This is a genomic window from Pantoea sp. ABR1s (assembly GCF_057812235.1).
Map to the genome: position 1 here is coordinate 185,661 of NZ_JBSZSY010000004.1, position 26,361 is coordinate 212,021.

Consider the following 26,361-nt stretch of genomic DNA (forward strand, 5'->3'; position numbering starts at 1 on the left):
TGCCATTAAGCGTTCTGATTACCCTGCATTTGTTTCTACAGGTGTCTTCTTTTTAGCCGTAAAGTTATAAATCACTAACAAGCCAAAAATGCCGGTGATAATCATGGTGATGGTTCCCTTATCCATAAAGTGAGCCATATTACCCAGCAGGATGCCGGTGACGCCGAAGTCGGTATCCGAGAAGGTGGTGTTGGTCAGCCCTATCTGTCCGAGTACCGGCAGCAGGGCGACAGGCAGGAAGGTAATTAACAGGCCATGAGCAAAGGCACCGCAAATCGCCCCACGCTTGCCGCCGGTCGCATTACCAAACACGCCAGCCGTAGCGCCACAGAAGAAGTGAGGAACCACACCCGGCAGAATCAATACCCAATGCAGCTGACCGAGAACAAACAGCCCCACCAGGCCACCGACAAAGCTGGAGATAAAGCCAACCAGCACCGCATTCGGGGCGTAGGGGAAAACAATCGGGCAATCCAGCGCCGGTCTGGCTTCCGGAACCAGTTTTTCTGAAAAGCCGGTAAAGGCAGGGACAATTTCAGCCAGGATTAAGCGCACACCCTGCAGAATGATAAAGACACCCGCCGCGAAGGTAATGGCCTGGATAAAGGAGTAAACAAGGTAGTTCTGACCATTGCTGAAATTAGCCTCTACATATTCTTTACCGGCAGACACCGACAGGATTAAGTAGATAATCATCATCGTCAGAGAGATCGAGATGGTACTGTCACGCAAAAAACTGAGGTTTTTTGGCATGTTCATCTCTTCGGTGGATTTAGATCCTTTGCCTACCAAAGAGCCGATCCAGCCTGATAAGACATAGCCAATTGTCCCGGTATGCGCCAGCGCGACATGGTCGCCACCAATGATCTTACGCATATAGGGCTGGGCGATCGCCGGGAAGGTGGCCATCAGAATGCCCAACAGCAGTGACCCGGTGTAAATAAGCTGAATACCTTCAAAACCAGCAACCGATAAAATAATCGCGATCATACAGGCCATATAGAACGTCACATGCCCTGAGAGGTAAATATATTTCAGTCGGGTGAAGCGAGCGACAACGATGTTGGCGACCATGCCGAAGGCCATGATCATCGTGGTAGGCGCACCATATTTTGCCAGAGCGATAGAGACCATTGCTTCGTTATTAGGAATGATGCCCTGAACATCAAACGCATGTTTGAAAATGTCGCCCAGTGGCGTCAGTGAACCGACCAGAACGGTCGCACCGCCTGCCAGCACCAGGAAGCCCAGAATAGTTTTTACCGTGCCCTTGATAACATCAGGAAACGGCTTCTTCTGCGCAATCAGTCCGAAAAATGCCACCAGTCCGACTAATATAGAGGGCACTTTCAGCACGTCGACGACGAACTGCAAAAGATTTTGAGTAAACATATTAACCTCGAGGGTAAGGTGTTTATCTAATTATTAGCGTCACTTTTTCTCAAAATACTCACGTATTTTCTGCTCCACTTCTTTCAGGTCAATGATGTTATTAATGATGATGACCTTCTGTTCAGGAAGGTTTGCGCTATAAGCAATGTCTTTGGCCATAACAAAAACATCCGCCACATCGGGGGTGACAGAGCCGAGATCCGAATGTTCCACTTCAGCTTCAACACCGATCGTTTTAAGCACTTTCTTGATGTTCATTTCCATCATGAAGCTGCTGCCTAAACCTGAACCACACACCGCCATAATTTTCATATCAAACCTCATTAACTAATGATTAAAAGTCGCGTTTCAACGGGCAGACTAAACGCCTGATAAAATCGTCATGAGCGCTTCTTTGCTGCTCGCATTGAATATCTGCGCCATGATCTCTTCATCGGACAGCACTTCCGCCAGCTGGGAGATCATTTCGATATGGCTATTACTGTCCGGTGCGGCAAACATGAAAATAGCCTTCACCGGGTCGTTTTCTTCGGAGTCAAATTTCACTGCTGTACCCAGCAGCACAATCGACAACCCCAGTTTGTGTGCGCCTTGTTCCGGGCGTGCGTGGGGCATGGCAATCTGCGGCGCGATGACAAAAAAGGGGCCGATCTCCTCTTTTTGCTGAATAATCGCATCAATATAATCCTGCGATATTGCGCCCTCACTGAGCAGAGGACGTCCCGCAATAACTAACGCTTCCTGCCAGTCAGTCACGCTTTCGACGTACTGGATTTTCTCGTTATTTAACCACTTAGCCAGGTGTGACATCGTCTTACTCCTCCTGTTTAAATGCGCAATAAAATTTAACTAAACGCATAAACCGTGTGGCGTTTGCCTGCTCCCGGTTGCGCATAACCCATCTCATATAAAATTTTCTCAACCGGAACAGGGCCTGTTATGCATTCCGATTTTTCATAAATTCCTGAGTATGTACAGTCAGTTTCCCTCAAAAACCCCGTTATCACTTTTTTAGATAAACTTTTTGTCAGCAGAGCGATACAAAAATCGAATGTAGAAAAGGAGGTAAAATCCTTAAAAGTCATGATTTTCATGGAGTTATTAAAAAAATATTTTCTCATTGTTCAGATGGGGTTATATTTCACAACGGTCATCACATCTGTACATGTTAAAGGTGTCTAGTCATCCTGATGATGTCCTTCGACGTGTACGGACACAACATGTAAAGTTAAAATATTGCTTATCAGGCTTAACATCAGTGCCAATTTGATAAGTTGATCACATATTCAGCTAGCGGAAGTGGTACTCATCCGGCAATGTCAGGCAGAACTGTACTGACACGGATTAGAGGGAGTCTGTCCTTCACTCAAACGGGAAGAAAGCCAATGGTTGATGGCATTACTGAAAAACAAAAAGAGGTTGTTGATTACATCCTCAATAAAATTAAGGATGATGGCCTTCGACCCGGAGAGAAACTGGATACCGAAATATCAATTGCCAAAAGTATCGGCATTACTCGCGCAACGGTGCGTGAAGCCACACGCATTCTGGTGGAGCAGCAGAGAATTTACCGGGTTAAAGGGTCGGGTATTTTTGTCGGTTCCACGGAAATGAGTAGCCAGGCGAACCGATATCATGTGCTTTCACCTTTTGATTATCAGGCGCAAAGAAATGGTCATAAAGGTGTAAGGAAAATCATATCGGTCAGCATAATCAAGGTTCCTTCTGCTGATATCGCTCAGGCGCTGCGTATTAAAAACAGCGATCAGATCTATAAAATTTTACGCCTGATGTGTTTCGATGACATCCCGGTAGCTCTGGAACATATTCACCTGCCGGTTAATATGTTTAGCAGCATGGAGTTCAGCAAGCTGGAACTGTCAAAATATGCCTACATTGAAGAAGTTACCGGTAAGAAAGTGCAGCTAAGGGACCAGCATTTAACGGCCGTCAATCTTACGGATACACAGTCGCTTACACTGCTTAATTTAGCGGAAGGGGATGCTGTCATTCAGCTTAATGAAACTGTTTATCTCGACGACGGCGTTCCATGTGAAGTCAATGTGGCGCTTATCAACACCCGATTTTTCCCGTTGAAACAAAATTCGCAACGGCCTTAGAAAAATAATCTTGTTTCTGGGCTCAATGCTTTGCTGTGCCCGGATATGACCCTATCAGACAGATTCATGCCCGGTTTACACCTCTCATTACAGTAGAGGATCTTAATTCCGGATAATGTATAAGGTCCTGTAAATCATCTGGCAGTTGCAATGAGTTATCTCTGACTCAATTGCATTCTTCATATGCTTATTTATCTATCTGGCGACCCGTGCTTCAACATCCTGTGAAGAATGTATTTCAATGCCATGAATTCAGGCTGTCTGAATTTCTGCAGTCGCGGCTAACAACAGCTGTCATCTCTCCATACGTAAGACGATTTTCTGCAAACCTTTGCCAGTTCGCCGATTTTACTCACCTGAATATCAGGCAACAAATAGCGTTATACGCAAAATATCTGCCTGATTACCTGTTTCAGAGCCCGTTTTCCCTCTTTCACTTCTCACTGTTCTCCATTATGACGAAATCAATAATACATAAAACAATATGATGTTTTACCAATGATCGACTGCGCAGCACACTGGTCTGCAACCGGAATAAACAAGGACCAGGTGAATGGCATATCGATTAAGTCTGTTAGATAAAGCGCCCGTGCTGCAGGGTGAATCACCCACTGCGGCGCTGCAGCGCACGCTGCAGATGGCGCAGCGGGCAGAGGAGTGGGGTTATCACCGCTTCTGGCTGGCGGAACATCACAACACCGCGCAGCTGGCCAGTCCTTCACCTGAGGTATTGATTGCCTGGATCATTGCCCAGACACGACATATTCGCGTCGGATCGGGCGGCGTGATGTTGCAGCACTACAGCCCTTATAAAGTGGCAGAGAATTTTAACCTGCTCGCTTCGCTGGCACCGGGCCGTATTGACCTCGGCGTGGGCAAAGCGCCGGGCGGACTTCCACTCTCCACCCATGCGCTGCAACAGGGTGTTGATGCCGCTAAAAAAGGGAGCTTTGCCGAACAGCTTCAGCTGCTTGATAGCTGGCTGAAGCCCGGTCAGGCTGATCCTGATGACGAGGGTTTAGCCGCCACGCCACTGCCGTCACGTCCGGCGAACCGTTTTCTGCTGGGTGCCAGTGAAGAGAGCGCCCGGCTGGCCGCCAGTCTGGGCTGGCAGTTTGTCTTTGCCGCTCACCTTAATGGCGACCGCCAGTTACTGGAGCATGCGCTGAGTACCTACTCCCGCCTGAGCCAGGGTCAGCGCGCCCTGGTGGCCGTGCAGGTGGTGGTGGCCGACTCACCCGCCGGGGCTGACCTGCTGGTAGCCAATCTTCGTCACTACCATGTAGCGGTGAAAGATGGCCCGAGCGTCAACGTCGCCAGCCTTGAGCAGGCGGAGCGCTATGTGCGTCAGGGTGGATACCGCGATTATCAGATTGAGCCGCGCACGCCGTCACTTCTGAAAGGCACGGCGGCGCAGGTTCATGCCCAGCTGGACGCGCTGCATCATAATTTTGACATTGATGAGTTTGTTATCGACACGCCGATTACCGAGCCGGTTGCACGTCTGCAGTCACTTGAACTGCTGGCCACGCATCATCTGGTCGCAGCCTGAATCCCCGTCAGTGGAGAGTCATCATGAACCCTGAGTCACAACTGATTGAATGGCGACGCGAACTGCACACCTGGCCGGAGCTGTCGGGTCAGGAGTTCGCCACCACCGCGCGACTGCGGGGCTGGTTGCAGGCGGCGGGCATCCGGCTGCTGGACTATCCACTGGAAACCGGCGTGGTGGCAGAAATTGGCAGCGGAGAGACGGTGATCGCGCTGCGCGCCGACATCGATGCGCTGCCGATCCATGAGGCGAGCGGGGTGCGTTTTCACTCCCGCCATCCTGGCGTGATGCACGCCTGCGGCCATGACCTGCACAGCGCGGTGATGCTGGGTGCGGCGTTACAGCTCAACGCACAAGCCGATCGGTTAGCTGGCCGGGTGCGCATCCTGTTCCAGCCCGCTGAAGAGATAGCGCGCGGGGCGCGTCAGTTCATTGAGGCAGGCGTACTGGATAAGGTGCAGGCTATCTTCGGAATGCACAACGAGCCTTCGCTGCCCGTCGGCACCTTTGCCACCCGCAGCGGGGCGTTCTACTCGAATGCTGACAAATTTATTATTCGCGTCACCGGCAAAGGCGCACATGCCGCGTATCCGGAGCAGGGTGTCGACAGCATTGTGACGGCCAGCCAGATTATCCAGGCGTTACAGGGACTCACCAGCCGCAGCTTCAGTGCCCTGGACAGTCTGGTACTGAGCATTACCCGCATCGACGGCGGCAAAAGCTGGAATGTATTACCCGGCGGCGTTGAGTTTGGCGGCACGGCCCGAACCCACGATTTACAGGTGCGCGCCGAACTGGAACAGCGGGTGCGCACGCTGGTTGAGCACTTCGCCGACGCCAATGGCGCGCAGGCAACCCTGAGCTGGCATCCTGGCCCGCCAGTACTGATCAACGATGCGCACTGGGCGACCTTCAGCAGCGAAGTGGCGCAGCAGGCAGGCTATCGGGTGCAGACCGCCGATCTCCATCTGCTGGGTGAGGATTTTGCCTTCTATCTGCAACAGGTGCCGGGGGCGTTTGTCAGCATCGGCAGCGCCAGTGACTTTGGTCTGCACCATGCCAGCTTTACCCCGGATGAGGCGCTGATTGCGCCCGCCGCCGACTACTTCGCCCGACTGGCCCGCCAGGCGCTGCAACATCTTAATGCGCGATGTCGGGAAGCCATTCTGAACTGAATTCATCTGCAACCCGCTACAGCACGACGGTTCTGACCACCGTCGTCGGGCATCGCTACGACTAAAAAAGAGAGAGCATCATGACCACAAGACAACTTCGGCTGGGCACCATTCTGCATGGCGCATCGGGAAACATGTCTGCCTGGCGCCATCCGGCGGCGCAGGCCGATGCCAGTATTAATCTGGATTACGCCAAAAAAATCGCCCGCAAGGCGGAGCAGGGCAAACTCGATTTTCTGTTTGTCGCCGACGGGTTGTTTATTAACGAAAAGTCGATCCCGCACTTTCTGAATCGCTTTGAGCCGCTGACGCTGCTCTCAGCGCTGGCGGGCGTCACTGAACATCTGGGGCTGGTTGGCACGGTATCGACCTCTTACAGCGAGCCCTTCACCGTGGCGCGTCAGTTTGCCAGCCTTGATCATCTCAGCGGCGGGCGTGCGGGCTGGAACGTGGTGACGTCACCGCTGGAAGGCTCGGCCAAAAACTTCTCGCGTCAGCAGCACCCGGAGCACGCATTGCGTTACCGCATTGCCGATGAGTATCTGCAGGTGGTGAAAGGATTGTGGGATTCGTGGGAGCAGGATGCTTTTGTGCGTGATAAGGCGAGCGGACAATTTTTCGATCCGGCGAAGCTGCACACGCTCGATCATCACGGTGATTTCTTCCAGGTACAGGGGCCGCTGAACATCGCCCGCACGCCGCAGGGTCGTCCGATTATCTTCCAGGCGGGCGCGTCCGACGACGGTAAAAAACTGGCGGCGCGTCATGCTGACGCCATCTTCACCCATCAGCCGACGCGTGAAGAGGCGCAGGCATTTTACCAGGATGTGAAACAGCAACTGGTGGCGAATGGCCGTCAGCCAGACGATTTGCACATCTTCCAGGGTGTCAGCGTGATTGTTGGCGATGATGCCGAGGACGTGGAGCGCCAGTATCAGACCACGGCGGCGCTGGTGTCGATTACCGATGCGCTTAACTACCTCGGGCGCTTCTTCGACCATCACGACTTCTCTCAGTATCCGCTGGATCAGCCGTTCCCGGATATCGGTGACATCGGTCAGAACAGCTTCCGCAGCACCACCGACGAGATCAAACGCAAAGCACAGCAGCATGGGCATACCCTGCGCCAGGCCGCGCTGGAAGCGGCAACACCACGCCCGCTGTTTCACGGCACGCCGGAAGAGGTGGCGGATGGCCTGCAGCTCTGGTTTGAAACCCAGGCTACTGACGGCTTCATCATTAATGGCGGCACGCCCGATACCTTTGAACGTTTTGTCGACCGCGTGGTGCCGATTTTGCAGGCTCGCGGCCTGACGCGCCGCGACTATCCGGGCAGCACGCTTCGTGACAGCTTCGCCCTGAAACAACCCGTTAATCAGTTCACCTCACAATAAGAGCACAAGCCATGAACAAAACATCGCGTCTTATCGCCCTGCTTATTCTGGCGGCCAGTGGTCATGCGCTGGCTGAAGATACCAGCGTCTCCTATAACGGCCAGCGCGTCAGCCTTGAAGCTAACAAAGCGCCGATCAATACCGTGAAGAATCCGGAGGCGATCGCGCAACTGCCTGCGGGTCATCGTTTTGTGGTGCCGGGTTCCTTTACCGTGGCAGTCGCAGCGCTGAACTCCCCGCCGTTAACGGTGTTTTCCGATGACAACAAAACCCTGCTTGGCAGCGAAGTGGATATTGCCCGGCTGGTGGCTGACAGCCTGGGATTAAAACTCAACGTGGTGCCAGCTTCATGGGAAGACTGGCCGCTGGGCGTGGCCTCGGGCAAGTATGACGCGGCGATCTCCAACATTACCGTGACCAAAGATCGTAAAGAGAAGTTCGACTTCGCCACCTACCGCAAAGATTCACTGGGTTTTTATGTCAAAACCAGCAGCCCGATAAAGTCACTGACCAAAGCAGAAGATATTGCCGGGCTGAGGATCATTGTGGGATCCGGCACCAATCAGGAGGCGATTCTGCTGGCGTGGGATAAAGAGAATCAGGCAAAGGGACTGAAAGCTTTTACGCCGGTTTATACCAAAGATGATGCCGCACAGACGCTGGCGCTGCAGGCTGGCCGGGCTGATGCCTACTTTGGTCCCAATGTGATTGGTGCCTGGAAAACGGCACTGACCGGTAAAACCCGTCTGGTCGGCAGCGTCGATGGCGGCTGGCCCAAAGCGGCGCACATTGCCGTTACCGTGAAGAAAGGCAGCGGCCTGGCGGAACCGATCAGCACCGCGCTGAACGGCGTGATCGGCAACGGTGACTATCAGAAGGTGCTGAACCGCTGGGGTGAAGGTGTTGAGAAGATCGATCGTTCTGAAATCAATCCCGCCGGGCTGGGCGACTAAGGAGCTGACCATGAGTGAATCCACTTTTCGCGAAGTTTCACCCGACGCGCCGGAATTGCAACCGATCCTGGGCGGCCTGTTTGGCGAATATTCCGCACGCTATGGCGACTATTTTTCCCGTCGTAACGAGCTGGAACAGGAGCTGACCGAATGGTATCTGCCGCCGCAGGGGCTGTTTATCGTGCTGGAGCGTGACGGCGAGATCATCGCGATGGGCGCTTATAAACCCTATGACCCGCAGACCGCCGAGCTGAAGCGCATCTGGACCCGCAGCGATCTGCGGCGTCAGGGGCTGGCGCTGGTGGTGTTACAGGAGCTGGAGCGTCGCGCCTTACAGGCGGGCTATCAGCGGCTGTTTCTCACCACCGGCTTCCGTCAGCCGGAGGCGGTGCGGCTCTATACCGGTCACGGTTATCAGCCACAGTTCGATCTCAGCGGGGATCTGGAGCGTTATGGCCAGCCGCCGCACGACGGACGACTGCGTTTTATCAAAGTGATCGGCGTCTATAACGTCGCCGCGGCAAGTTAAGAGGTGACCATGAGCAAACATCAACATCTGCAGGTGGTGCCGGCACGCTACCCGGCACGCACCGCAGGGGCTATCGTTGCGCTGTTTATTCTGGCAGGCGTGGTGCAGTCAGTGGCCTTTAATCCGCGCTGGGAATGGAGCGTGTTTGCCCGCTGGTTCTTTGACCCGGTGATCCTGCACGGTCTGGGTCAGACGCTGCTGCTGACGCTGCTGGGTACGATATTCAGTCTGTTTCTGGGTGGTCTGCTGGCGCTGGCACGTCTCTCCTCATCGTGGCTGCTGAGCACGCTGGCATGGGGTTATATCTGGCTGTTCAGGTCACTGCCGCTGATTGTGGTGCTGATCATTCTTTATAACTTCTCCTATCTCTACGACACCCTGTCTGTCGGCATTCCGTTTACCGGCCTCTCCTGGGGGGCATATCAGACGATTAACGTGCTGGGGCAGTTTCAGGCAGCCGTTATCGGTCTGACGCTGGTGCAGGCGGCCTACAGCGCGGAAATTATTCGCGGCGGGATCCTCGGCGTCGATCACGGTCAGGTAGAGGCCGCGTCCGCGCTGGGTCTCTCTGCCACACGCCGCACTTTCCGCATCATTCTGCCGCAGGCGCTGCGCGCCATTATCCCCACCGCGTTCAACGAGATCATCAGTCTGGCGAAAGGCACATCCGTGGTTTATGTGCTGGCGATGCCGGAGCTGTTCTACACCATCCAGATGATCTACAACCGCAATCAGGAAGTGATCCCACTGCTGATGGTCGGTGCTGCCTGGTATCTGATTATCACCACCGTGTTGTCCGTGATTCAGTACAACGCCGAACGCTGGATGGCCCGCAGCGTCACCCGTGAACCGCAACCGTCGCGCTGGCGACAATGGCGCAACCGCGTCACGCCACTTCATCCGACCGAGGAGATCAGCCATGTCCGAAGCCATTGATTACCGCACCTCACACACTACCGGTGCCATCAGCATCACCGGCGTCAGTAAACGATTTGGTAAACATAAAGCGCTGGATGATGTATCGCTGTCACTGGCACCGGGGTCCGTCACGGTGATCCTCGGGCCGTCCGGCTCCGGTAAATCCACGCTGCTGCGCACCATCAATCATCTGGAACGGGTCGACGAAGGATTTATTCAGATTGATGGCGACTACATCGGCTATCAGCAGCGCGGCAATAAGCTGTATGAACTGAAAGAGAAGGCGATTCTGCGCCAGCGCATCAACGTCGGCTACGTGTTCCAGAACTTCAACCTGTTCCCACACCTCAGCGTGCTGGATAACCTGATTGAAGCGCCGATTGCCCATCGTCAGTTAACGAAACCGGAAGCGATACAGCGTGCAGGCGAACTGCTGGATATTGTGGGCCTGCGGCATAAAGCCGATGCGTGGCCGCGTCACCTGTCGGGCGGGCAGCAACAGCGCATCGCGATTGCGCGTGCGCTGATGCTCAATCCACGGGTCATGTTGTTCGATGAGCCAACCTCGGCGCTGGATCCTGAACTGGTGGGCGAAGTGCTGGATGTAATTAAAAAGCTGGCGCGTTCCGGCACTACGCTGGTGATTGTGACGCATGAGATCGGCTTTGCCCGTGAAGTGGCGGACAACGTGGTCTTTATGGTGGATGGCCGGATTGTGGAGCAGGGCAGCACCACCCAGGTGCTCAATAATCCGCGTCATGAGCGCACCCGACGCTTTCTGGCGCGCGTGTTATGAGGGCATTAACGTTAACGGTTCTGACGCTGCTTCCGGCGCTGGGCTGTTCTGCGGCTGAGAAGCTCGATGTCCTGCAAAACGAGACGCCGATTCATGCCCCGGCCAATCCGCAGGCTATTGGTAAAATTCCGGCCAATTACCGTTTTATCGAACCGGGCACCCTGACGGTCGCTACCTCGGCGACCAACTCGCCGCCGCTGTCGCTGCTGGCGTCTGATAACGTCACGCGGATCGGCAGCGATCCCGATATCGCCCGACTCCTTGCTGATAGCCTGGGGCTGAAACTCAGGCTGGTTCCGGCTTCCTGGGAGGACTGGCCGCTGGGCATCAGCGCCGGACGCTATGATGTCGCGATGTTCAATATTGCCGTGACCGAAGAGCGCAAGAAGAAGTTCGATTTTGCGACGTATCGCGCCGACAACCACGCTTTTGCGGTGAAAAGCGACAGTCATATCAGCAAGATTAATAGTCCGGCGGATATTGCCGGTAAGCGGATTATCGTCGCCTCGGGCACCAATCAGGAGCGTATTTTACTGAGCTGGGATGAGCAGAACCGGGCTAAAGGTCTGCCTGCGGTAACGCCGATTTACCTGACTGATGATGCCTCCGCGACGCTGACGCTACTGTCGGGACGGGCAGATGCGATGTTTGGCCCTCACTCGATGGCGGCCTGGAAAGTGGCGTCACGCGGACAGACAAAGCTGGTTGGCAGCGGACCGTTTCGCGCCTGGGTCGCCGTGACCACCAAAAAGGGCAATGGCCTGGCACCCGCGCTGCAGGCTGCGCTGGATGGCACCATCGCAGGCGGGCAGTATCAGCAGGTGCTGGCACGCTGGGGCGAACAGGATGAGGCCATCACTCAGTCCACGGTGAATCCACCCGGCATTGTTTACTGAGTCTGCAGAACCGGCTCGCCTGCTGCAGCCGGTTCTGCGCACTTCAACCTGATGAGCACAGAATTGAACTACACTCTCCAGCGTTAGTGATTTATCCTGCCCGCCTGTTTCCGTAAAATCCTCACTGCGTGGCGGAGTAATTGACCTGGAAGCCCCATGAAAATCAGATTCCTTTCTGCCAATGAGCAAAAGCTGGCGGAGGTGCGCAAAATACTCGAACCTGTCGGGGTCGAAGTTCTGCCCATCGCCCGTCGCATCGAAGAAATTCAGACTGAAAACGAACTCGACCTGGTACGCGACAAACTGACCAAAGCCTTTTCGCTGATTGGGCGACCGCTATTTGTAGAGCATACCGGCCTCTATCTGGATGGCCTCAATGGCCTGCCCGCCGGTCTGACCCGCATCTTCTGGAACCGCCTGGACGCTGAGCGCTTTACCGCGCTGGTGCAGGGGCTCGACAGCCAGGCCGTGACGGCCAAAACGGTGCTGGGCTACTGCGATGGTCGCAAAATGTACCAGTTTTCGGGTGAACTGCGCGGCACCATCGCCGCGAAACCTGCCGGAACGCGTGGCTTTCAGTGGGACTGCGTCTTTATTCCTGAAGGCTATGAGCAGACGTTTGCTGAAATGGGCGAACTCAAGAATGAGATCTCGATGCGGCGCATCGCGCTGGATCGCTTCGCCACCTTTTTAAAAACCTCGCGGGGCATGGCATGAAACCTGAACTCAAACGCGCCTATGATTCCGGCAAACTGATTCTGTTTGCCGGTGCCGGTATTTCGCGCAATTTTGGCCTGCCCGAGTGGCATGAACTGATTGCGCATCTTGCTAATGAGCTGGGTTACGATCCAAAAATCTTTAATACCTATGGCACGCACCTGTCGCTGGCGGAGTATTACAAACAGAAAAAAGGTTCGCTTGGCCCGCTGCGCAGCTGGATGGATCGCGAATGGCATCGTCCCGATATTGATGTCCGCTCTTCTGAAATTCATACCATGATTACGCAGGGTAACTTCTCGCGTATCTACACCACCAATTACGATCGCTGGCTGGAAGCGGCGCATGAAGCGCACGGCGTACCCTATTATAAAGTGGCCAACGCCGCGGACCTGGTCTCTCTCACCGAAGATAAGCGTCACATCATCAAGCTGCACGGTGATTTTGATGATGACACCTCAATCGTGCTCGATGAGAGCAGCTATTTTGAACGCCTCTATTTTGATTCGCCGCTCGACATCAAACTGACTCACGATGTGATGGGCAACTCAGTGCTGTTTGTCGGCTACAGCATCAGTGATTTCAATATTCGCCTGCTGTTTTACCGTCTGACCAAGATGTGGGGCCGCACCGGGCTGGCAACCGCCCGGCCAAAATCGTACCTGTTCACTAACCGGAACAACCCGGTGGCCAAAGAGGTGCTGGGGCAGTGGGGGATCGAGGTGATCGTCTCGGAAGAGGACGATCCCCGTAAGGCATTGGCGATGTTTCTTGAAGAGCTGCTGGTGTAGCCGCCGGCCCTCGCGGCGGAGAATGCGTCAGGAAAAATGAAAAAAGCCTGTGCCAGGTTAAGGTTAGCCCGTGCACAACCGATAAACTCTATTCTCTGCTGGCAAAGCAGGATCGGCATGATATACTGTATGTATACACAGTACCTGAGGGCGAAAAGATGGCTGTTGAAACAAAATTTGTAGTAGTCAGAAAGGGTGAAGAGAAGATGACGTTTGCCAATAAGAAAGAGGCCGATGCCTACGACAAAATGCTCGATATGGCCGAAGCCTTCACCGACTGGCTGTTACAGCATCAACCTGCACTGGATGAATCTCAGGCAGAAACGCTGGGCCTGCTGATTGCAGAGCAAAAAGATGCGGTTCAGCATATTCTGCGCACCAGCAAACTGCCGGAAGCGGCAGCAGCACCCGTCTCTCAGCCAGAAGCTGTCTCAGACGATAGCGCGGATGAGCCGCAGGAAGAGCCTGCTGCAAAGAAAGTGCGCGCCGTTAAAGCCGCGTAATCTCAACAGCGCCGGAAGCGAACCTTCCGGCGTTGCTGTTTCTGAATAGCGGTTTGAGCTGTTCTCCTGCTAACTTTTTTACAGATAGTCTTCCTTCCACTCTTTTACCCTGCATAACGGGCTCTGACGCTCAACAGAACGATTTCACACATTAAGGGCTTTTCGTCCGATAAATCAAAACATTGTGATCAATGACAAAAGCGTTCAAAGCGTTGTGTTTTTAATCGCTAAATGGCAGTTAATGAACACTGCAGTCCATTAGTCGATTTTTCAGACGACCTTCCTCGCATGACTATCTTCCTCCCATAACGTGAGTTTTCATTCCACTGAGCGCCATACCCCTTTTGCTGCCCGGAACCGCACCCTGGGCTTTAATACTGGTCTCGTCCGGCGGGTATCGCCACACGCAGGATGCCTGGGTGACTGAACTCAACACGGTAGTCACTTTTTAAGTTAATAAGAGGATTTCGATCGCTGTCACGCTTTTTGCCCTGACAGATTGAGGTCATGACTAAAACTGATAGAGTTCCCGAACTGGATTGTTACTGCTTAGGCAGGCAAAACCTGACTTCTGGCCTCTGTCGGATGTCAGGTTTTTTTGTTTCTGGGGTTCCGATGAAAATCGCCAAAATTCTTAATAACAACGTGGTGATGGTTCAGGATGAGCAGGGACGCGAACAGGTCGTGATGGGGCGTGGACTGGCTTTCCAGAAGCGCATCGGTGACAGTCTCAACGCTGCGCACATTGAGAAGGTATTTGCGCTGCAAAGTGATCTGCTGGTACGTCGTCTGGAGGAGCTGTTACACCAGATCCCTCCTGAAGTGATGACCACCTGCGACCGCATTATTGATCTGGCAACACAACGTCTGGGGACATTGCAGGAGAGCCTGTATATCACATTGACCGACCACTGCTACTTTGCCATTGAAAGGCAGAAAAAAGGTCTGGCAATTAAAAATGTGTTGCTATGGGATATCAAACGCCTCTACCCCAAAGAGTTCGAACTGGGTCAGGAGGCCAGGGCTATCATTTCCCGTCGTCTGAATGTCGAACTGGCGGAGGATGAAGCCGGATTTATCGCGCTACATCTGGTGACGGCGCAGCTCAATAATGAAATGCCGGAAGTCATGCATGTCACCCGGGTTATGCAGGAGATTCTGCAACTGGTGAAGTATCAACTGCAGCTGGAGTACATCGAATCGTCGCTGAGTTACCAGCGTTTTGTCACTCATCTGAAGTTTTTTGCTCAGCGGATGCTGACGCGTACCGTGGTGAACGATGACGATGTATCGCTGCATACAGCAGTAAAAGATAACTATCCCAAAGCCTGGAAATGTGCGGTGAAAATCGCGCAGCATCTGCAACAAAGCTATCAGCGTGATCTGACTGCAGAAGAGATCATGTTTCTCGCCATTAACATCGAACGGGTGAGAAAAGAGGGGCAATAAGCTCTATAAACCGGATTGTTACTGCTTAACGCAGGCAAAACCTGAGCGCGAACTCTGAAAGGAGGACGTTCTCAGGTTTTTTTCATTTTTGGCTCAGTTAACTGATGTCCGCAGGCATCGGTTGTAAGGAAATCGAGATGGAATATCACACGCTGGCACAAGATATCCTCAGCCATATTGGTGGCCGGGAGAACATCGTAAGTCTGGTTCATTGTGCCACCCGGTTGCGCTTCAAACTGAAAGACAACTATAAAGCCGACGCTGAAGGACTAAAGAAAAATCCGGGCGTCATTATGGTCGTTGAAAGCGGCGGGCAGTTTCAGGTGGTGATTGGCAACCACGTTCATGATGTCTGGCAGGCTGTGCGTAGTGAAGCGGGGCTGGCTGATAAGCTTTCTGCAGCAACAGAAGGGGAAAAGACCGGGGGTAATGTTTTCAACCATCTGATCGACATTGTATCAGGCATTTTTACCCCGTTTATCGGCATTCTCGCCGCCTCCGGGATCCTAAAAGGTTTACTGGCGCTGGCCGTGGTCTGTGGCTGGCTTTCTGTTGAAAGTGGAACGTATAAAATCTGGTTTGCAGCCAGTGATGCCCTGTTTTTCTTCTTTCCTCTGGTGCTGGGCTACACCGCGGGCAAAAAATTTGGCGGTAATCCCTTTATTACCATGGTCATTGGCGGGGCGCTGACCCATCCGACGATGATTGCAGCTTTTAATGCCAGCCAGCAGTCCGGTGAAATGACGGACGCGTTTCTCGGCATTCCTGTGACCTGGTTTAATTACAGTGCGTCCGTTATCCCGATTATTCTCGCCGCGTGGGTAAGTTGCTGGCTGGAAAAGCAGAGCAGCCGGCGACTTCCCGCCTCCATGAAAAACTTCTTTGCGCCACTGATCTGTCTGAGCGTCACCGTGCCGCTGACCTTCCTGGTGATTGGCCCACTGGCCACGGGCTTAAGTCAGATACTGGCGAACGGTTACCAGTGGATTTATGCGCTGGCACCCTGGCTGGCTGGTGCCGCCCTGGGCGCGTTGTGGCAGGTCTGTGTGATTTTTGGTTTGCACTGGGGACTGGTGCCACTGATGATCAACAATCTTGCCGTACTGGGGCATGACTCAATGCTGCCCATGCTGTTGCCTGCTGTCATGGGCCAGGTTGGCGCGGCGCTGGGGGTGTTTCTGCGCAGTCGGGATGCACGACAGAAGATGCTGGCGGGTTCATCCGTGACCGCAGGTATCTTTGGTATCACTGAACCGGCTGTCTATGGCGTTAATCTGCCGTTGCGCCGTCCCTTTATCTTTGGCTGCGTGGCGGGCGCTATTGGCGGTGCCATTGTCGGCCTCAGCAGCACCCACGTTTATTCATTTGGTTTTGCCAACATCTTTACCATCGCACAGATGATCCCACCTGGCGGTGTGGATTCCACGTTATGGGGCGGTATTGCCGGGACGCTACTCGCGCTGATACTGGGTTGCGGCATGACGCTGGTAGCGGGCATGCCCCGAAACACGGCGCCAGACGCAGCGCTCCCGATTACCCCTGGCGAAGATGACATTCTGTCACCGATGACGGGCACCGTACTGGCGCTTGATCAGATTCCCGATCCAACCTTCGCCAGCGGCCTGCTTGGACAGGGTGTGGCCATCATCCCTTCCGACAGCAAAGTGATTGCGCCTTTTGCGGGTGAGGTGGCCTCCCTGTTTCAGACCCGACACGCCATAGGGCTGCTGAGTCACAGCGGGATTGAGCTGTTGATCCATGTGGGTATCGATACCGTCAGGCTCGACGGCAAACCTTTCACGGCACATGTAAAAGTGGGCGACGCGTTCAGGGCCGGCGATCTGCTGCTGGAGTTCGATCGTCAGGCCATTCTCGATGCCGGATATGACCTGGCAACACCGATCATTATCACTAACAGCGATGAGTATCCTGAGGTGATGACTGTTGCAGGGACCGCGGTCACTGCAGGTACGCCTTTACTCAGCGTCACTCGTCAATAAAAGGAGAACAGGATGAAAACTTTCCCGGATTCATTTTTATGGGGCGGTGCTGTTGCCGCTAATCAGGTTGAAGGCGCATGGCGAGAAGAGGGCAAAGGCCTCTCAACCTCAGACGTTCAGCCACAGGGAATCTTTGGCCCGGTATCGGAGCGCGTTGAGGGCAGCCAAAGCCTCAAAGACATCGCGATCGACTTTTACCACCGCTATCCGGACGATATCAGGCTGTTTGCAGAGATGGGGTTCAGCTGTCTGCGGGTTTCCATCGCCTGGACGCGCATCTTCCCGAACGGTGACGAGCAACAACCTAATGAGGCCGGTCTGGCCTTTTATGATCGGCTATTCGACGAGCTGGCCGCACACCACATCACCCCACTTGTTACATTGTCACATTATGAGATGCCCTGGCACCTGGTGAAGCAGTATGGTGGCTGGGGTAACCGCCAGGTGATTGGCTTCTTTGAGCATTATGCCCGTACGGTGTTTGCCCGCTACAGGAAGAAAGTCAGACTCTGGCTGACCTTTAACGAAATTAACATGTCGCTTCACGCGCCGATGACCGGGGTGGGTCTGCCGGAAACCAGCAGCAAAGCTGAGGTGTATCAGGCAATTCATCATCAACTGGTCGCCAGTGCGCTGGCGGTGAAAGCCTGTCGCGAGATTAACCCGAATGCCAGCATTGGCAATATGCTGCTGGGAGGGCTGGTCTATCCACTCAGTTGTCAGCCTGATGATGTGCTGGAAGCGCTGCAGGAGAACCGGAAATGGCAATTTTTTGGCGATGTTCAGTGCCGTGGTGTTTATCCGGGCTATATGTTGCGGTTCTTTCGTGAGAATAATATTCAGCTGGATATCACGGATACCGATCGTCAGATACTCCAGTCGACCGTCGATTTTATCTCGTTCAGCTATTACATGTCCGGCTGCGTGACCGCCGATGAAGCACTGAATCAGCAGATGCGGGGTAACATTCTGAGTATGGTGCCAAATCCTCACCTGCAGAGTTCTGAATGGGGCTGGCAGATTGACCCGGTGGGCTTGCGGACCTTACTGAATCTGCTGTGGGATCGTTATCAGAAGCCGCTTTTTATTGTTGAGAACGGACTGGGCGCCAAAGACATACCGGATGCAACGGGCGTCGTGCAGGATGATTATCGCATCAGCTACCTCAACGATCATCTGGTTCAGGTGCGTGAGGCCATTGACGATGGCGTGGAGGTCATGGGTTATACCAGCTGGGGGCCAATCGATCTTGTCAGCGCATCAAAAGCCGAATTGTCTAAGCGTTACGGTTTTATTTATGTTGACCGCGATGATACCGGGGAAGGTTCGCTGGCCCGCAGCCGGAAGAAAAGCTTTTACTGGTATAAAGAGGTCATTGCGACCAACGGGGCTTCACTTAAAGAGTAATTCCCGCACTCAGGAGTACATCACAACGATCGCGATGTACTCCCGGTTAGCAGTTAAAACAGCCCGGTTCAGGGCTTCTCGCGGGTGTTAACCTGATAGCGGGTACTCCTGCCTCCGCCTTCGAGCCGGTAAAGGCAGCCTTTTTCAACCAGATCGGTCAGATGACGGGTCGCGGTGGCTTTACTCACTTTGGCGACCTTCTGGTACTGACTGGCGCTGATCCCCAGTTCGAAACCCTGCTCGCCGCCATCCAGCAGCCGGTTCAACACTTTCACCTGTTCCGGACTCAATCCCATCCCCTGATGCCGCAGCCAGAAACGCGCTTTCATCTGAGTGCGATCGATGACGTTCATCGCCTGTTGCAGACTCTCATCCAGGATATCAAGAAACCACACCAGCCAGTGAGTGATATCCAGGCCGCCTTTCTGCGTCTGCTCAAGGATGCGGTAATAACCGGCACGCTGCGTCAGAATGGCGGGTGACATGGCATACAGCCGGATACTCTGACTGTCGGCCTGAGCCAGCGCCAGATCGGTTAACGCACGCGTGATACGACCATTACCATCATCAAAAGGGTGCAGGGTGACAAACCAGAGGTGGCAGATGGCGGCGCGCAGCAACGGGTCCAGCATCACATCATGCTGACTGCTGTTGAACCACTCAATAAACTGCGCCAGCTGCGGCTCCAGTCCCTGTCGCGGCGGCGCTTCAAAATGCACCGTGGGACGATCGATGCGACCTGAGATGACCTGCATCGGCTCACTGCCGCGCAGCGTGCCGACGCTCAGGCGCTGCACCGTCCACTCATCGGCGGGGAAAAGCCAGCGGTGCCACTGACAGAGACGCTCAGGCGTCAGCGGCTGGCTGCGGTTGTTGATGGCATCCAGCATCATGGCGGCCAGGCCTTCTGAACGATCGGAGACCGGATAGGGTTGCTCTTCCGTCACGCCTAACCGACGCGCCAGCGATGAGCGGACCGATTGCACGTTGACCCGCTCCTCTTCAATCGCGGAAGAGGAGAGGATATTGCTGAGCAGGGTATCCAGCGTCTGGGTTTCACTGTCTGAATGCAGGCTGGCACGTCCCAACAGCAATCCGCGCTGCTGCTGCAGATGGCGCAGGCGCGGTAACAGCACGGCGTCCTGCCACTGAAAATGGGGCCAGTCCGGCTGTTGCCAGATCCAGGTAACGCTCATAATCGGCTCACGCTAAGGGTGGATGAGCCGAATAAAGGAGGTTATTCGGCTCACAGAATGAGTCGATAATAGCGAATATTTGGCTCACAGGCCAACCCGGCTGACGTGAGGGCAAAAAAAAGGACCCGAAGGTCCTGTTTGCTTAGCGGGAGAACTGCATAAAGGTGTCTGAATAATAGTGAACGATCCAGGCGACATACGCCAGCCAGACAACCATCCCGACAGCTAATCCTGATTTACCGATCATTGTTCTATCTCCACTGCGATAAGGGGGCTACAGCAACTGTTGACATAAACTGACAGTAATGGCTGGCACCAGTATTGTTGCAGATCAAAAAAAGGCCGTTCATTCGCAGCGCCATAATCCCTTTGCGATCAACTTCCCGTAATAACGCGCTGTGAGACCCCCATCACGGCGGGGAAATGGCTATTAAAGTTCAAAAAAACGCCGCCGATAGATGATCTCAGGAGCACCATAACTACAAGGAGGTATTGAGCCAGGTAAATTTCAGGGGAAGCACTATGGTCAGTCAGTTAACACATAAGAAAAGAATGAGTACCCGTGCCCAGATGCTGATCATGGGTGGTTTAACGATAGTGCTGGGATTTACCGTGACGATTGGCGTTCTCAGCTGGCAATCCGGTAAAGAGCAGAAGGCGCTGGCCGAACAATATCTGCAGCAGATTGCGCAGAGCCGTGCCTTACAGGTGCAGCAGGAATTGAGCCATGCACGTGATGTCGCGAGTCACCTTGGACAAAGTCTGATTGCCTTGCCCCACGTTGGTATTACCGATCGCAAAGCGGCCGATAAGGTGATGGAGTATGCGCTGCGTGCTAACCCTGACTATCTGTCGATGTCAGTGATATTTGAACAGAATGCGTTTGATGGCCGTGATGCCGAGTTCGCTTCACAGCCGGGTCAGGCACCGCAGGGCCGTTATGCCTTTTTTGTCGATCGTGACGCATCAGGTACTTACTCGATGCATCCGCTGCTCTCCTATCTGACACCGGGTCAGGGTGATTACTATCTGATCCCGCAAAAAACACAAAAAGATACGCTCACAGAACCCTATAGCTATGCCTATAACGGCGTGCCAACATTGCTCACCTCCGTCGCCGCCGCGATTATCGATCAGGGCACCTTAAAGGCGATCGTTACCTCTGACATTTCACTGGCATCACTGCAACAGAAAGTGAATCAGATCAAACCCTGGCAGGGAAGCGGTTATGCGCTGCTGCTTTCTCACGGCGGGAATGTGGTCTCTTCGCCGGTGAAAGATGAAGCCGGGAAGCCCTGGAAAGGCGAAAAAGAGGGTTTTACGTCAAAAGTCGTCCAGCGATTTGATGCCGTGCTGGGTGAAGACGCTTTAGTCACCTGGCAGCCGGTGATGATAGGTAACAGCGACAAACCCTGGTATCTGGGCGTGGTTGCACCGGTCAGTCAGGTGATGGCCGCCTCAAACCGGCAGCTGATGTGGGCGGTGATCCTGATGGTCGTGAGCGTTCTGCTGGTCGGGACGGTGCTGGGCATGCTGTTCAGCCGTAAAGTGTTGCGTCCGATTGGTGGCGAGCCGGCTGAAGCGGCGCATATTGCGCTGGCCGTCGCCGATGGCAAGCTGGATAACGCGATTGTGGTGAAAAACGGCGATCGCAGCAGCCTCTTTTTCGCCCTGGATACCATGCAAAGCCAGCTCCGGCAGATTGTCGGGCAGATTAAAGATTCCAGTGAATCAGTACGCCAGGGGGCGGGTGAAATTGCCAGCGGAAACCTCAATCTGGCGTCACGCACCGAACAACAGGCCGCCGCGCTGGAGCAGACCGCAGCCAGCATGGAGCAGATCAGCGCCACGATTCGCCTGAATGCCGATAACGCGCAGCAGGCGACCAGCCTGACTGAAAACGCTACCCACATCGCCAGTCGGGGTGCCTCGCTGGTGGGTGAGGTGGTGCAGACCATGGCGCAGATCGATGACAGTTCGAAAAAGATCGGCGACATTACCACCATGATCAACAGCATCGCCTTCCAGACCAATATTCTGGCGCTGAACGCGGCGGTGGAGGCTGCACGTGCCGGTGAGCAGGGACGCGGTTTTGCGGTGGTGGCTTCTGAAGTGCGTAATCTGGCCCAGCGCAGCGCGAACGCGGTGAAAGAGATCGGCGCACTGATTGAAGAGTCGAGCGTGCGGGTCGAGAGCGGCGTCCGGCTGGTAAACGATGCCGGTAAAACCATGCAGGAGATGATGCAGGCGGTGAATTCGGTGCAGGGGATTATCGGTGAGATTGTTACAGCATCAAGCGAACAGGCGCGTGGCATCAGTCAGGTAACGATTGCCGTCAATGAAATGGATGGCGTCACCCAGCAGAACGCCGCGCTGGTGCAGCAGATGTCGGCTGCCGCCAGTTCGCTGGAAGATCAGGCGCAGCAGCTGTCACAGACGGTGGAGCAGTTTCATCTGGCGTAAGCAGGCGTATGTTTCCTGAGCCAGCTTCTGCTTCACAAAATAAAAAACCCGCCGCTGGCGCAATGCTGCTCAGTTAAGATTAGATTTGTAAAGGCTGTCACGGTCAAACGTGGCAGCTTTTTTTTGGGCGAGCGAGCCGCAGTACGGGCCAGCGCACCTCTGCTGCTGCCGGGCCGTCCTCGCGCCGCTCACGCGGTACCTTCGGCTTTGACGTCGTGCCGACGAACCGTTCGGGGATCGGCCCTCCCTGGCCAGCCCCTGCCCGGCACCAGACTGCGTTATCACCTGTCGCTTAACTGACTGACATTACCGCTGGCGGGTTTATTTTTATCACTGTTCCGTCAGCCGCATGCCGCTGCTGGCATCAAACAAATGCATTTTATCCGGATTAACGGTCACCGGCAGCGTGCCGCCAGGCACGGCATCGCTGCGGCCGGTCAGTTGCATATGCAGCGGGAAACCCTGCCAGTTCAGATGTAGCAGGGTCGATTCGCCGGTGATCTCAACAATGTTGACCGCCGCCGGTTGCCCGCTGGCATCAAAAATCAGATCGTGGGGTCGTACGCCAAGCGTGACCGGCTGATCGGCCTGCTGCTGTGCCGCACTGTGCCAGCGACGCGGCAGCGGCAGCCACTGCTCGCCACAGCAGACGCCAGGCAGACCATCGCGTGTCTGGAAACGGGCATCCAGCAGATTCATTGGCGGTGAACCGATAAACCGCGCCACGAAGGTGTTTACCGGGCGGTCATAAATCGCCAGCGGCGCACCCTGTTGCACAATGACCCCTTCTTTCATCACTACAATCTGATCCGCCAGCGTCATCGCCTCGACCTGATCGTGGGTAACATAGACCATGGTGGTTTTGAAACGCTGATGCAGCGACTTAATCTCGGCCCGCAGCTCCATGCGTAACTGCGCATCAAGATTAGAAAGCGGCTCATCAAACAGAAACACCTGCGGATTGCGCACCATGGCGCGGCCCATCGCCACGCGCTGCCGCTGTCCACCCGACAACGCTCTTGGATAACGCTGCAACAGCTGATCGATGCCGAGAATGCCGGCAATACGGGCGATTTTGCTTTTTTGCTCCTCGCGCTTCACCTTTTTCACCTGCATGTGAAACGCCAGATTCTCCGCGACGGTGAGATGCGGATAGAGCGCATAGCTCTGAAACACCATGGCGATATCCCGGTCAGCAGGATCGAGATCGTTAATCTGTTTTTTATCCAGCATGATCGCCCCGTCAGAGACGGTATCCAGACCGGCAAGCAGCCGCAGCAGGGTTGATTTGCCGCAGCCGGAGGGGCCAACCAGCACAGTAAAGCTGCCATCAGGGATGGTTAAATCCAGCGGGTGAAGCACGCTCTGTTTACCGTAGCGCTTCGCCACCTGTACAAGTTCAACACTGGCCATGGTCAGCGCACCTCATTTGATAGTTGGAGTTGTTGCCAGCTGGGATAGCGGCGCGGAGAGCTGCTTATCGCCTGTGATGCCACTTCAATGCCCCAGCGCAGCGCCGTGTGCGATGGCTGGTGATAGAGCAGTGCAGTAAGAAAACCGGCATTAAAACTGTCACCGGCACCAATGGTATCTACCACCGTTATCGGCTGGGCAGCAGCATACTGCACAGAGGCGGCAGACCAGAGACGTGCACCCTCTGCGCCACACTTAATCACACAGCCGCCGCGACCACTGAGCCGGGCCGCCAGCTGTTTACCGCTTTGATCCAGCAGTTCTGCGCCCGATAAGCCCAGCGCTTCCACCTCATTCAGCAGCAGCCAGTCACAGTCCGCTAACCAGTTGCCAATCTGTAAGCGAAGCCCATCGCTCCAGCCCGCAGGCGGCCAGCCGGTATCCACGGCGACACAGAAGCCACGCTGTTGCAGTGCGGCCAGCAGCGCCGGGTAGTGATCATAGAGTTCCAGACAGAGAAAGGTGCCGCACAGCAGTACGATGTCGCCCGGCGTCGCCTGCGACGGCAACTGGACCAGCACATCGTCCGCGGTCAGCACGGTAATATGGCCGTGATTGCTGAGAAACGAGCGTTCGTTATCGGGATGGGTCACGCCTACCGTCAGCGAGGTCTCACAGGCATAGCGCGGCCAGTATGCAGCGCTATGAGGAAAGTGACTGGCGAGCCAGTGACTGAAGCCATCGTCGCCCTGATTGGCAATGGCCCGATGCGGCACCTGCATCGCCTCCAGCGCCAGCGCACAGTTACCTGCGGACCCACCGGGACGTAACTCGCTGTGCTGCAGCATCACTTCCGTGCCGCGCTGCGGCCAGTCGCTGAGCGTACTCATGATTAAATCAACATTTATATTGCCCACCACATAGAGGGTGGGCGTGAGGGTAGTGACCATAATTATCCCTTACTTCCGCCGCTGGTGAGACCGCTGACCAGCGTCTTCTGCAACCAGATGGCAATAAACAGTGGCGGCACCGAAGCCAGAATGCCGATAGCCGCGATCAGCCCGTCATCGGTCGCGCGTCCAGCGGTAAAACCGGCAATGGCGACCGGCAGGGTCTGTGCCGAAATATTGCTGGTAAACAGCAGCGCGTAGAAAAACTCATCCCAGGCGAGCAGCCAGCCGAACAGCGCGGCAGCGCCCAGCACCGGCTTTGCCAGCGGCAGCGTAATGCGCAGCAGAACCTGCCAGAAGCGCAGGCCATCAAGCCGTGCTGCCTGTTCGATATCACGTGGCAGTGAGTCGAACTGGTTCTTCAGCATCCAGGTCAGAAACGGCAGGATCAGTGAGCAGTAGACCATCACCAGGCCGGGACGGGTGTTGAGCAGCCCCAGTTGTTGCAGCAGAAAGTAGAGCGGCAGCACAAACGCCACGGGCGGCACCATATAGATTGCCAGAGCGCCGGAAAGCCAGGCATCACGACCACTGTAGCGTGAGAAGCTGAACGCCGCGGGTATCGCCAGCAGCAGCGAGATCGCTGTGGCCACCGTCGCTACCAGCAAACTGTTGCCCAGCGCGTGCAGAAAAACGTTGCCGGGCTGATTCGGTGCCAGCGAAACCAGCCCCTGATAGCGGCTGAAATCCCACTGACGCGGAAGCCACTCCAGCGGCACGCGGGAGAGATCGCTGGCAGAACTGACGCTCATCAGAAACAGCCAGCCCATCGGGGCCAGAATGCTGACGGCGACCAGCAGCGCAGCCCCGTAACGCAGCACCCGTCGCAGTTTAGTTTTCATAAGCGGTACTCCGGCGGCGCTGATGCCATAACATCAGCAGATAGAGCGTGATCAGCAGGGCGCACATCAGGGTCATCAGTATCGCGTAGGCGGCACCGCTGCCGGCACGCAGATAGCTGAACGACTCCTGATAAACGAAAAAGCTCAGGGTTTTGGTGCTGTCCACCGGGCCGCCGCGCGTCATCACGTAGATGATGTCGAAGATTTTAAAGGCATCGATGGTGCGTAACACCAGCGCGACGCCGAGCGGTGCAACAATCGCCGGGAAGGTAATCGCCCGGAAACGCCGCCAGGCGGAGGCACCGTCCAGTCGTGCCGCTTCAAACAGATCCTCGGGGATCGACTGCAGCGCCGCCAGCACCAGCAGGGTGACCAGCGGATAGTTTTTCCAGATATCCGCAAACATCACCGCGTTGAGCGCCGCCTCCGGCGATCCCAGCCAGCTGCGATAGCCGTCAATGATGCCGAGCTGGCTGAGCAGGGCGTTGATGCTGCCGTAATCAGGGTTGAAGTTGAGCCGCCACATCATGGCGTTGACGATGGTCGGCAGCGCCCACGGCAGAATCACCAGCACCCGCAAAACGTTGCGCCCGATGAATTTCTGATTCAGCAGCAGCGCCACCAGCACGCCGATAATTCCTTCAATGGTGACAGACACAAGGGTGAAATAGAGTGTGCGCCAGATCGACGCCCGAAAGTCGGGATCGCTAAGCGCATAGAGATAGTTTTCCAGCCCAATCCAGGCAGGCGTTTCACCACTGCCAATCAGCGCAGCATCGGTAAAGCTGAGCCAGATGGTACGCAGCAGAGGCCAGGCGGTTAACAGCAGCATCACCAGCAACATGGGTGCCAGCAGCACCCATGCCTGACGCTGTTCGCGTTGACGCAAACTCAGCATCGTGACT

The 26,361-nt window shown here is 55.0% G+C and carries 25 protein-coding genes; 16 read left to right on the forward strand and 9 right to left on the reverse strand.

The features are described 5' to 3' along the window. Nucleotides 1–18: 18 nt before the first annotated feature. From ulaA to ACXKZD_RS22045, 4 genes are read right to left on the reverse strand one after another with little or no spacing between them, the layout of a single operon-like run. The gene (gene ulaA / locus ACXKZD_RS22030) at nucleotides 19–1,392 is read right to left on the reverse strand and encodes a PTS ascorbate transporter subunit IIC (protein WP_033760509.1); all 1,374 of its coding nucleotides are present in this window, start codon (nucleotides 1,390–1,392) and stop codon (nucleotides 19–21) included. 39 nt (nucleotides 1,393–1,431) lie between these two features. After that, nucleotides 1,432–1,704 carry a PTS sugar transporter subunit IIB gene (locus ACXKZD_RS22035; protein WP_010247066.1) on the reverse strand — a complete coding sequence of 91 codons (273 nt, stop codon included), beginning with the start codon at nucleotides 1,702–1,704 and terminating at the stop codon, nucleotides 1,432–1,434. Nucleotides 1,705–1,752: 48 nt separating this feature from the next. After that, complete coding sequence (locus ACXKZD_RS22040) at nucleotides 1,753–2,202, reverse strand: PTS sugar transporter subunit IIA (RefSeq protein WP_010247067.1); 450 nt, start codon at nucleotides 2,200–2,202, stop codon at nucleotides 1,753–1,755. A gap of 35 nt (nucleotides 2,203–2,237) precedes the next feature. Then, nucleotides 2,238–2,477 carry a hypothetical protein gene (locus ACXKZD_RS22045; protein WP_139016400.1) on the reverse strand — a complete coding sequence of 80 codons (240 nt, stop codon included), beginning with the start codon at nucleotides 2,475–2,477 and terminating at the stop codon, nucleotides 2,238–2,240. Nucleotides 2,478–2,777: 300 nt separating this feature from the next. On the opposite strand from ACXKZD_RS22045, the gene ACXKZD_RS22050 reads away from it, so the two are divergent. From ACXKZD_RS22050 to ACXKZD_RS22120, 15 genes are all read left to right on the forward strand, one after another. Continuing rightward, nucleotides 2,778–3,512, forward strand: a complete 735-nt coding sequence (locus ACXKZD_RS22050; RefSeq protein ID WP_010247068.1) for a GntR family transcriptional regulator — start codon at nucleotides 2,778–2,780, stop codon at nucleotides 3,510–3,512. Nucleotides 3,513–4,065: 553 nt separating this feature from the next. After that, on the forward strand, nucleotides 4,066–5,064 hold the full coding sequence (locus ACXKZD_RS22055; RefSeq protein ID WP_033780263.1) for an MsnO8 family LLM class oxidoreductase: 999 nt from the start codon (nucleotides 4,066–4,068) through the stop codon (nucleotides 5,062–5,064). Between the two features lie 23 nt (nucleotides 5,065–5,087). After that, complete coding sequence (locus tag ACXKZD_RS22060; RefSeq protein WP_488982333.1) at nucleotides 5,088–6,239, forward strand: amidohydrolase; 1,152 nt, start codon at nucleotides 5,088–5,090, stop codon at nucleotides 6,237–6,239. A gap of 80 nt (nucleotides 6,240–6,319) precedes the next feature. Next, entirely contained in the window at nucleotides 6,320–7,633 is a 1,314-nt protein-coding gene (locus ACXKZD_RS22065; protein ID WP_022624348.1) for an LLM class flavin-dependent oxidoreductase, read from the forward strand. A gap of 11 nt (nucleotides 7,634–7,644) precedes the next feature. After that, nucleotides 7,645–8,586 (forward strand): ABC transporter substrate-binding protein, encoded by a 942-nt coding sequence (locus ACXKZD_RS22070; protein WP_488982334.1) that lies wholly within the window; start codon nucleotides 7,645–7,647, stop codon nucleotides 8,584–8,586. A 10-nt stretch (nucleotides 8,587–8,596) separates the two neighbouring features. Continuing rightward, nucleotides 8,597–9,115, forward strand: coding sequence for a GNAT family N-acetyltransferase (locus ACXKZD_RS22075; RefSeq protein ID WP_010247073.1), 519 nt, complete (start codon nucleotides 8,597–8,599; stop codon nucleotides 9,113–9,115). A 9-nt stretch (nucleotides 9,116–9,124) separates the two neighbouring features. Further along, nucleotides 9,125–10,051, forward strand: coding sequence for an amino acid ABC transporter permease (locus ACXKZD_RS22080; RefSeq protein WP_010247074.1), 927 nt, complete (start codon nucleotides 9,125–9,127; stop codon nucleotides 10,049–10,051). Next, nucleotides 10,035–10,829, forward strand: a complete 795-nt coding sequence (locus ACXKZD_RS22085) for an amino acid ABC transporter ATP-binding protein (protein WP_010247075.1) — start codon at nucleotides 10,035–10,037, stop codon at nucleotides 10,827–10,829. The genes ACXKZD_RS22080 and ACXKZD_RS22085 overlap by 17 nt, the downstream gene beginning before the upstream one ends. Next, nucleotides 10,826–11,725: an ABC transporter substrate-binding protein gene (locus ACXKZD_RS22090; protein WP_488982335.1), complete on the forward strand. Its 900-nt coding sequence runs from the start codon at nucleotides 10,826–10,828 to the stop codon at nucleotides 11,723–11,725. The genes ACXKZD_RS22085 and ACXKZD_RS22090 overlap by 4 nt, the downstream gene beginning before the upstream one ends. Before the next feature lie 156 nt (nucleotides 11,726–11,881). Next, nucleotides 11,882–12,442: a non-canonical purine NTP pyrophosphatase gene (locus ACXKZD_RS22095; RefSeq protein ID WP_010247077.1), complete on the forward strand. Its 561-nt coding sequence runs from the start codon at nucleotides 11,882–11,884 to the stop codon at nucleotides 12,440–12,442. Beyond that, complete coding sequence (locus ACXKZD_RS22100) at nucleotides 12,439–13,233, forward strand: SIR2 family protein (RefSeq protein ID WP_010247078.1); 795 nt, start codon at nucleotides 12,439–12,441, stop codon at nucleotides 13,231–13,233. The genes ACXKZD_RS22095 and ACXKZD_RS22100 overlap by 4 nt, the downstream gene beginning before the upstream one ends. A gap of 158 nt (nucleotides 13,234–13,391) precedes the next feature. Next, nucleotides 13,392–13,736 (forward strand): YebG family protein, encoded by a 345-nt coding sequence (locus tag ACXKZD_RS22105; RefSeq protein WP_022624344.1) that lies wholly within the window; start codon nucleotides 13,392–13,394, stop codon nucleotides 13,734–13,736. Nucleotides 13,737–14,351: 615 nt separating this feature from the next. Beyond that, nucleotides 14,352–15,185 carry a BglG family transcription antiterminator LicT gene (gene licT, locus ACXKZD_RS22110; protein WP_158132327.1) on the forward strand — a complete coding sequence of 278 codons (834 nt, stop codon included), beginning with the start codon at nucleotides 14,352–14,354 and terminating at the stop codon, nucleotides 15,183–15,185. Between the two features lie 137 nt (nucleotides 15,186–15,322). Next, nucleotides 15,323–17,185: a PTS beta-glucoside transporter subunit IIABC gene (bglF, locus tag ACXKZD_RS22115; RefSeq protein ID WP_488982336.1), complete on the forward strand. Its 1,863-nt coding sequence runs from the start codon at nucleotides 15,323–15,325 to the stop codon at nucleotides 17,183–17,185. A 12-nt stretch (nucleotides 17,186–17,197) separates the two neighbouring features. After that, on the forward strand, nucleotides 17,198–18,592 hold the full coding sequence (locus ACXKZD_RS22120) for a glycoside hydrolase family 1 protein (RefSeq protein WP_488982337.1): 1,395 nt from the start codon (nucleotides 17,198–17,200) through the stop codon (nucleotides 18,590–18,592). 68 nt (nucleotides 18,593–18,660) lie between these two features. Here the strand turns inward: ACXKZD_RS22120 and ACXKZD_RS22125 are convergent, their stop codons facing one another. Next, entirely contained in the window at nucleotides 18,661–19,788 is a 1,128-nt protein-coding gene (locus ACXKZD_RS22125) for a Fic family protein (RefSeq protein WP_250328182.1), read from the reverse strand. 522 nt (nucleotides 19,789–20,310) lie between these two features. Between ACXKZD_RS22125 and ACXKZD_RS22130 the strand changes: the two genes are divergently transcribed. Then, a complete protein-coding gene (locus ACXKZD_RS22130) occupies nucleotides 20,311–22,251 on the forward strand; it encodes a methyl-accepting chemotaxis protein (protein ID WP_163799892.1) in 1,941 nt (646 codons plus the stop codon). Nucleotides 22,252–22,581: 330 nt separating this feature from the next. On the opposite strand, the gene ACXKZD_RS22135 is transcribed toward ACXKZD_RS22130, so the two are convergent. From ACXKZD_RS22135 to ACXKZD_RS22150, 4 genes are read right to left on the reverse strand one after another with little or no spacing between them, the layout of a single operon-like run. Then, a complete protein-coding gene (locus tag ACXKZD_RS22135) occupies nucleotides 22,582–23,664 on the reverse strand; it encodes an ABC transporter ATP-binding protein (RefSeq protein ID WP_033760468.1) in 1,083 nt (360 codons plus the stop codon). A gap of 2 nt (nucleotides 23,665–23,666) precedes the next feature. Further along, a complete protein-coding gene (locus ACXKZD_RS22140) occupies nucleotides 23,667–24,614 on the reverse strand; it encodes a carbohydrate kinase family protein (protein WP_488982338.1) in 948 nt (315 codons plus the stop codon). 2 nt (nucleotides 24,615–24,616) lie between these two features. Then, nucleotides 24,617–25,456, reverse strand: coding sequence for a carbohydrate ABC transporter permease (locus ACXKZD_RS22145; RefSeq protein ID WP_033760458.1), 840 nt, complete (start codon nucleotides 25,454–25,456; stop codon nucleotides 24,617–24,619). After that, entirely contained in the window at nucleotides 25,446–26,354 is a 909-nt protein-coding gene (locus tag ACXKZD_RS22150) for a carbohydrate ABC transporter permease (protein ID WP_061703478.1), read from the reverse strand. Before ACXKZD_RS22150 ends, ACXKZD_RS22145 begins: the two co-directional genes overlap by 11 nt. Nucleotides 26,355–26,361: the final 7 nt, after the last annotated feature.

Excerpts from the sequence above, each read along its gene's own strand:
- ulaA (WP_033760509.1), bottom strand. The coding sequence starts at position 1,392 with ATGTTTACTCAAAATCTTTTGCAGTTCGTCGTCGACGTGCTGAAAGTG.
- ACXKZD_RS22035 (WP_010247066.1), bottom strand. The coding sequence starts at position 1,704 with ATGAAAATTATGGCGGTGTGTGGTTCAGGTTTAGGCAGCAGCTTCATG.
- ACXKZD_RS22040 (WP_010247067.1), bottom strand. The coding sequence starts at position 2,202 with ATGTCACACCTGGCTAAGTGGTTAAATAACGAGAAAATCCAGTACGTC.
- ACXKZD_RS22045 (WP_139016400.1), bottom strand. The coding sequence starts at position 2,477 with ATGACTTTTAAGGATTTTACCTCCTTTTCTACATTCGATTTTTGTATC.
- ACXKZD_RS22050 (WP_010247068.1), top strand. The coding sequence starts at position 2,778 with ATGGTTGATGGCATTACTGAAAAACAAAAAGAGGTTGTTGATTACATC.
- ACXKZD_RS22055 (WP_033780263.1), top strand. The coding sequence starts at position 4,066 with ATGGCATATCGATTAAGTCTGTTAGATAAAGCGCCCGTGCTGCAGGGT.
- ACXKZD_RS22060 (WP_488982333.1), top strand. The coding sequence starts at position 5,088 with ATGAACCCTGAGTCACAACTGATTGAATGGCGACGCGAACTGCACACC.
- ACXKZD_RS22065 (WP_022624348.1), top strand. The coding sequence starts at position 6,320 with ATGACCACAAGACAACTTCGGCTGGGCACCATTCTGCATGGCGCATCG.
- ACXKZD_RS22070 (WP_488982334.1), top strand. The coding sequence starts at position 7,645 with ATGAACAAAACATCGCGTCTTATCGCCCTGCTTATTCTGGCGGCCAGT.
- ACXKZD_RS22075 (WP_010247073.1), top strand. The coding sequence starts at position 8,597 with ATGAGTGAATCCACTTTTCGCGAAGTTTCACCCGACGCGCCGGAATTG.
- ACXKZD_RS22080 (WP_010247074.1), top strand. The coding sequence starts at position 9,125 with ATGAGCAAACATCAACATCTGCAGGTGGTGCCGGCACGCTACCCGGCA.
- ACXKZD_RS22085 (WP_010247075.1), top strand. The coding sequence starts at position 10,035 with ATGTCCGAAGCCATTGATTACCGCACCTCACACACTACCGGTGCCATC.
- ACXKZD_RS22090 (WP_488982335.1), top strand. The coding sequence starts at position 10,826 with ATGAGGGCATTAACGTTAACGGTTCTGACGCTGCTTCCGGCGCTGGGC.
- ACXKZD_RS22095 (WP_010247077.1), top strand. The coding sequence starts at position 11,882 with ATGAAAATCAGATTCCTTTCTGCCAATGAGCAAAAGCTGGCGGAGGTG.
- ACXKZD_RS22100 (WP_010247078.1), top strand. The coding sequence starts at position 12,439 with ATGAAACCTGAACTCAAACGCGCCTATGATTCCGGCAAACTGATTCTG.
- ACXKZD_RS22105 (WP_022624344.1), top strand. The coding sequence starts at position 13,392 with ATGGCTGTTGAAACAAAATTTGTAGTAGTCAGAAAGGGTGAAGAGAAG.
- licT (WP_158132327.1), top strand. The coding sequence starts at position 14,352 with ATGAAAATCGCCAAAATTCTTAATAACAACGTGGTGATGGTTCAGGAT.
- bglF (WP_488982336.1), top strand. The coding sequence starts at position 15,323 with ATGGAATATCACACGCTGGCACAAGATATCCTCAGCCATATTGGTGGC.
- ACXKZD_RS22120 (WP_488982337.1), top strand. The coding sequence starts at position 17,198 with ATGAAAACTTTCCCGGATTCATTTTTATGGGGCGGTGCTGTTGCCGCT.
- ACXKZD_RS22125 (WP_250328182.1), bottom strand. The coding sequence starts at position 19,788 with ATGAGCGTTACCTGGATCTGGCAACAGCCGGACTGGCCCCATTTTCAG.
- ACXKZD_RS22130 (WP_163799892.1), top strand. The coding sequence starts at position 20,311 with ATGGTCAGTCAGTTAACACATAAGAAAAGAATGAGTACCCGTGCCCAG.
- ACXKZD_RS22135 (WP_033760468.1), bottom strand. The coding sequence starts at position 23,664 with ATGGCCAGTGTTGAACTTGTACAGGTGGCGAAGCGCTACGGTAAACAG.
- ACXKZD_RS22140 (WP_488982338.1), bottom strand. The coding sequence starts at position 24,614 with ATGGTCACTACCCTCACGCCCACCCTCTATGTGGTGGGCAATATAAAT.
- ACXKZD_RS22145 (WP_033760458.1), bottom strand. The coding sequence starts at position 25,456 with ATGAAAACTAAACTGCGACGGGTGCTGCGTTACGGGGCTGCGCTGCTG.
- ACXKZD_RS22150 (WP_061703478.1), bottom strand. The coding sequence starts at position 26,354 with ATGCTGAGTTTGCGTCAACGCGAACAGCGTCAGGCATGGGTGCTGCTG.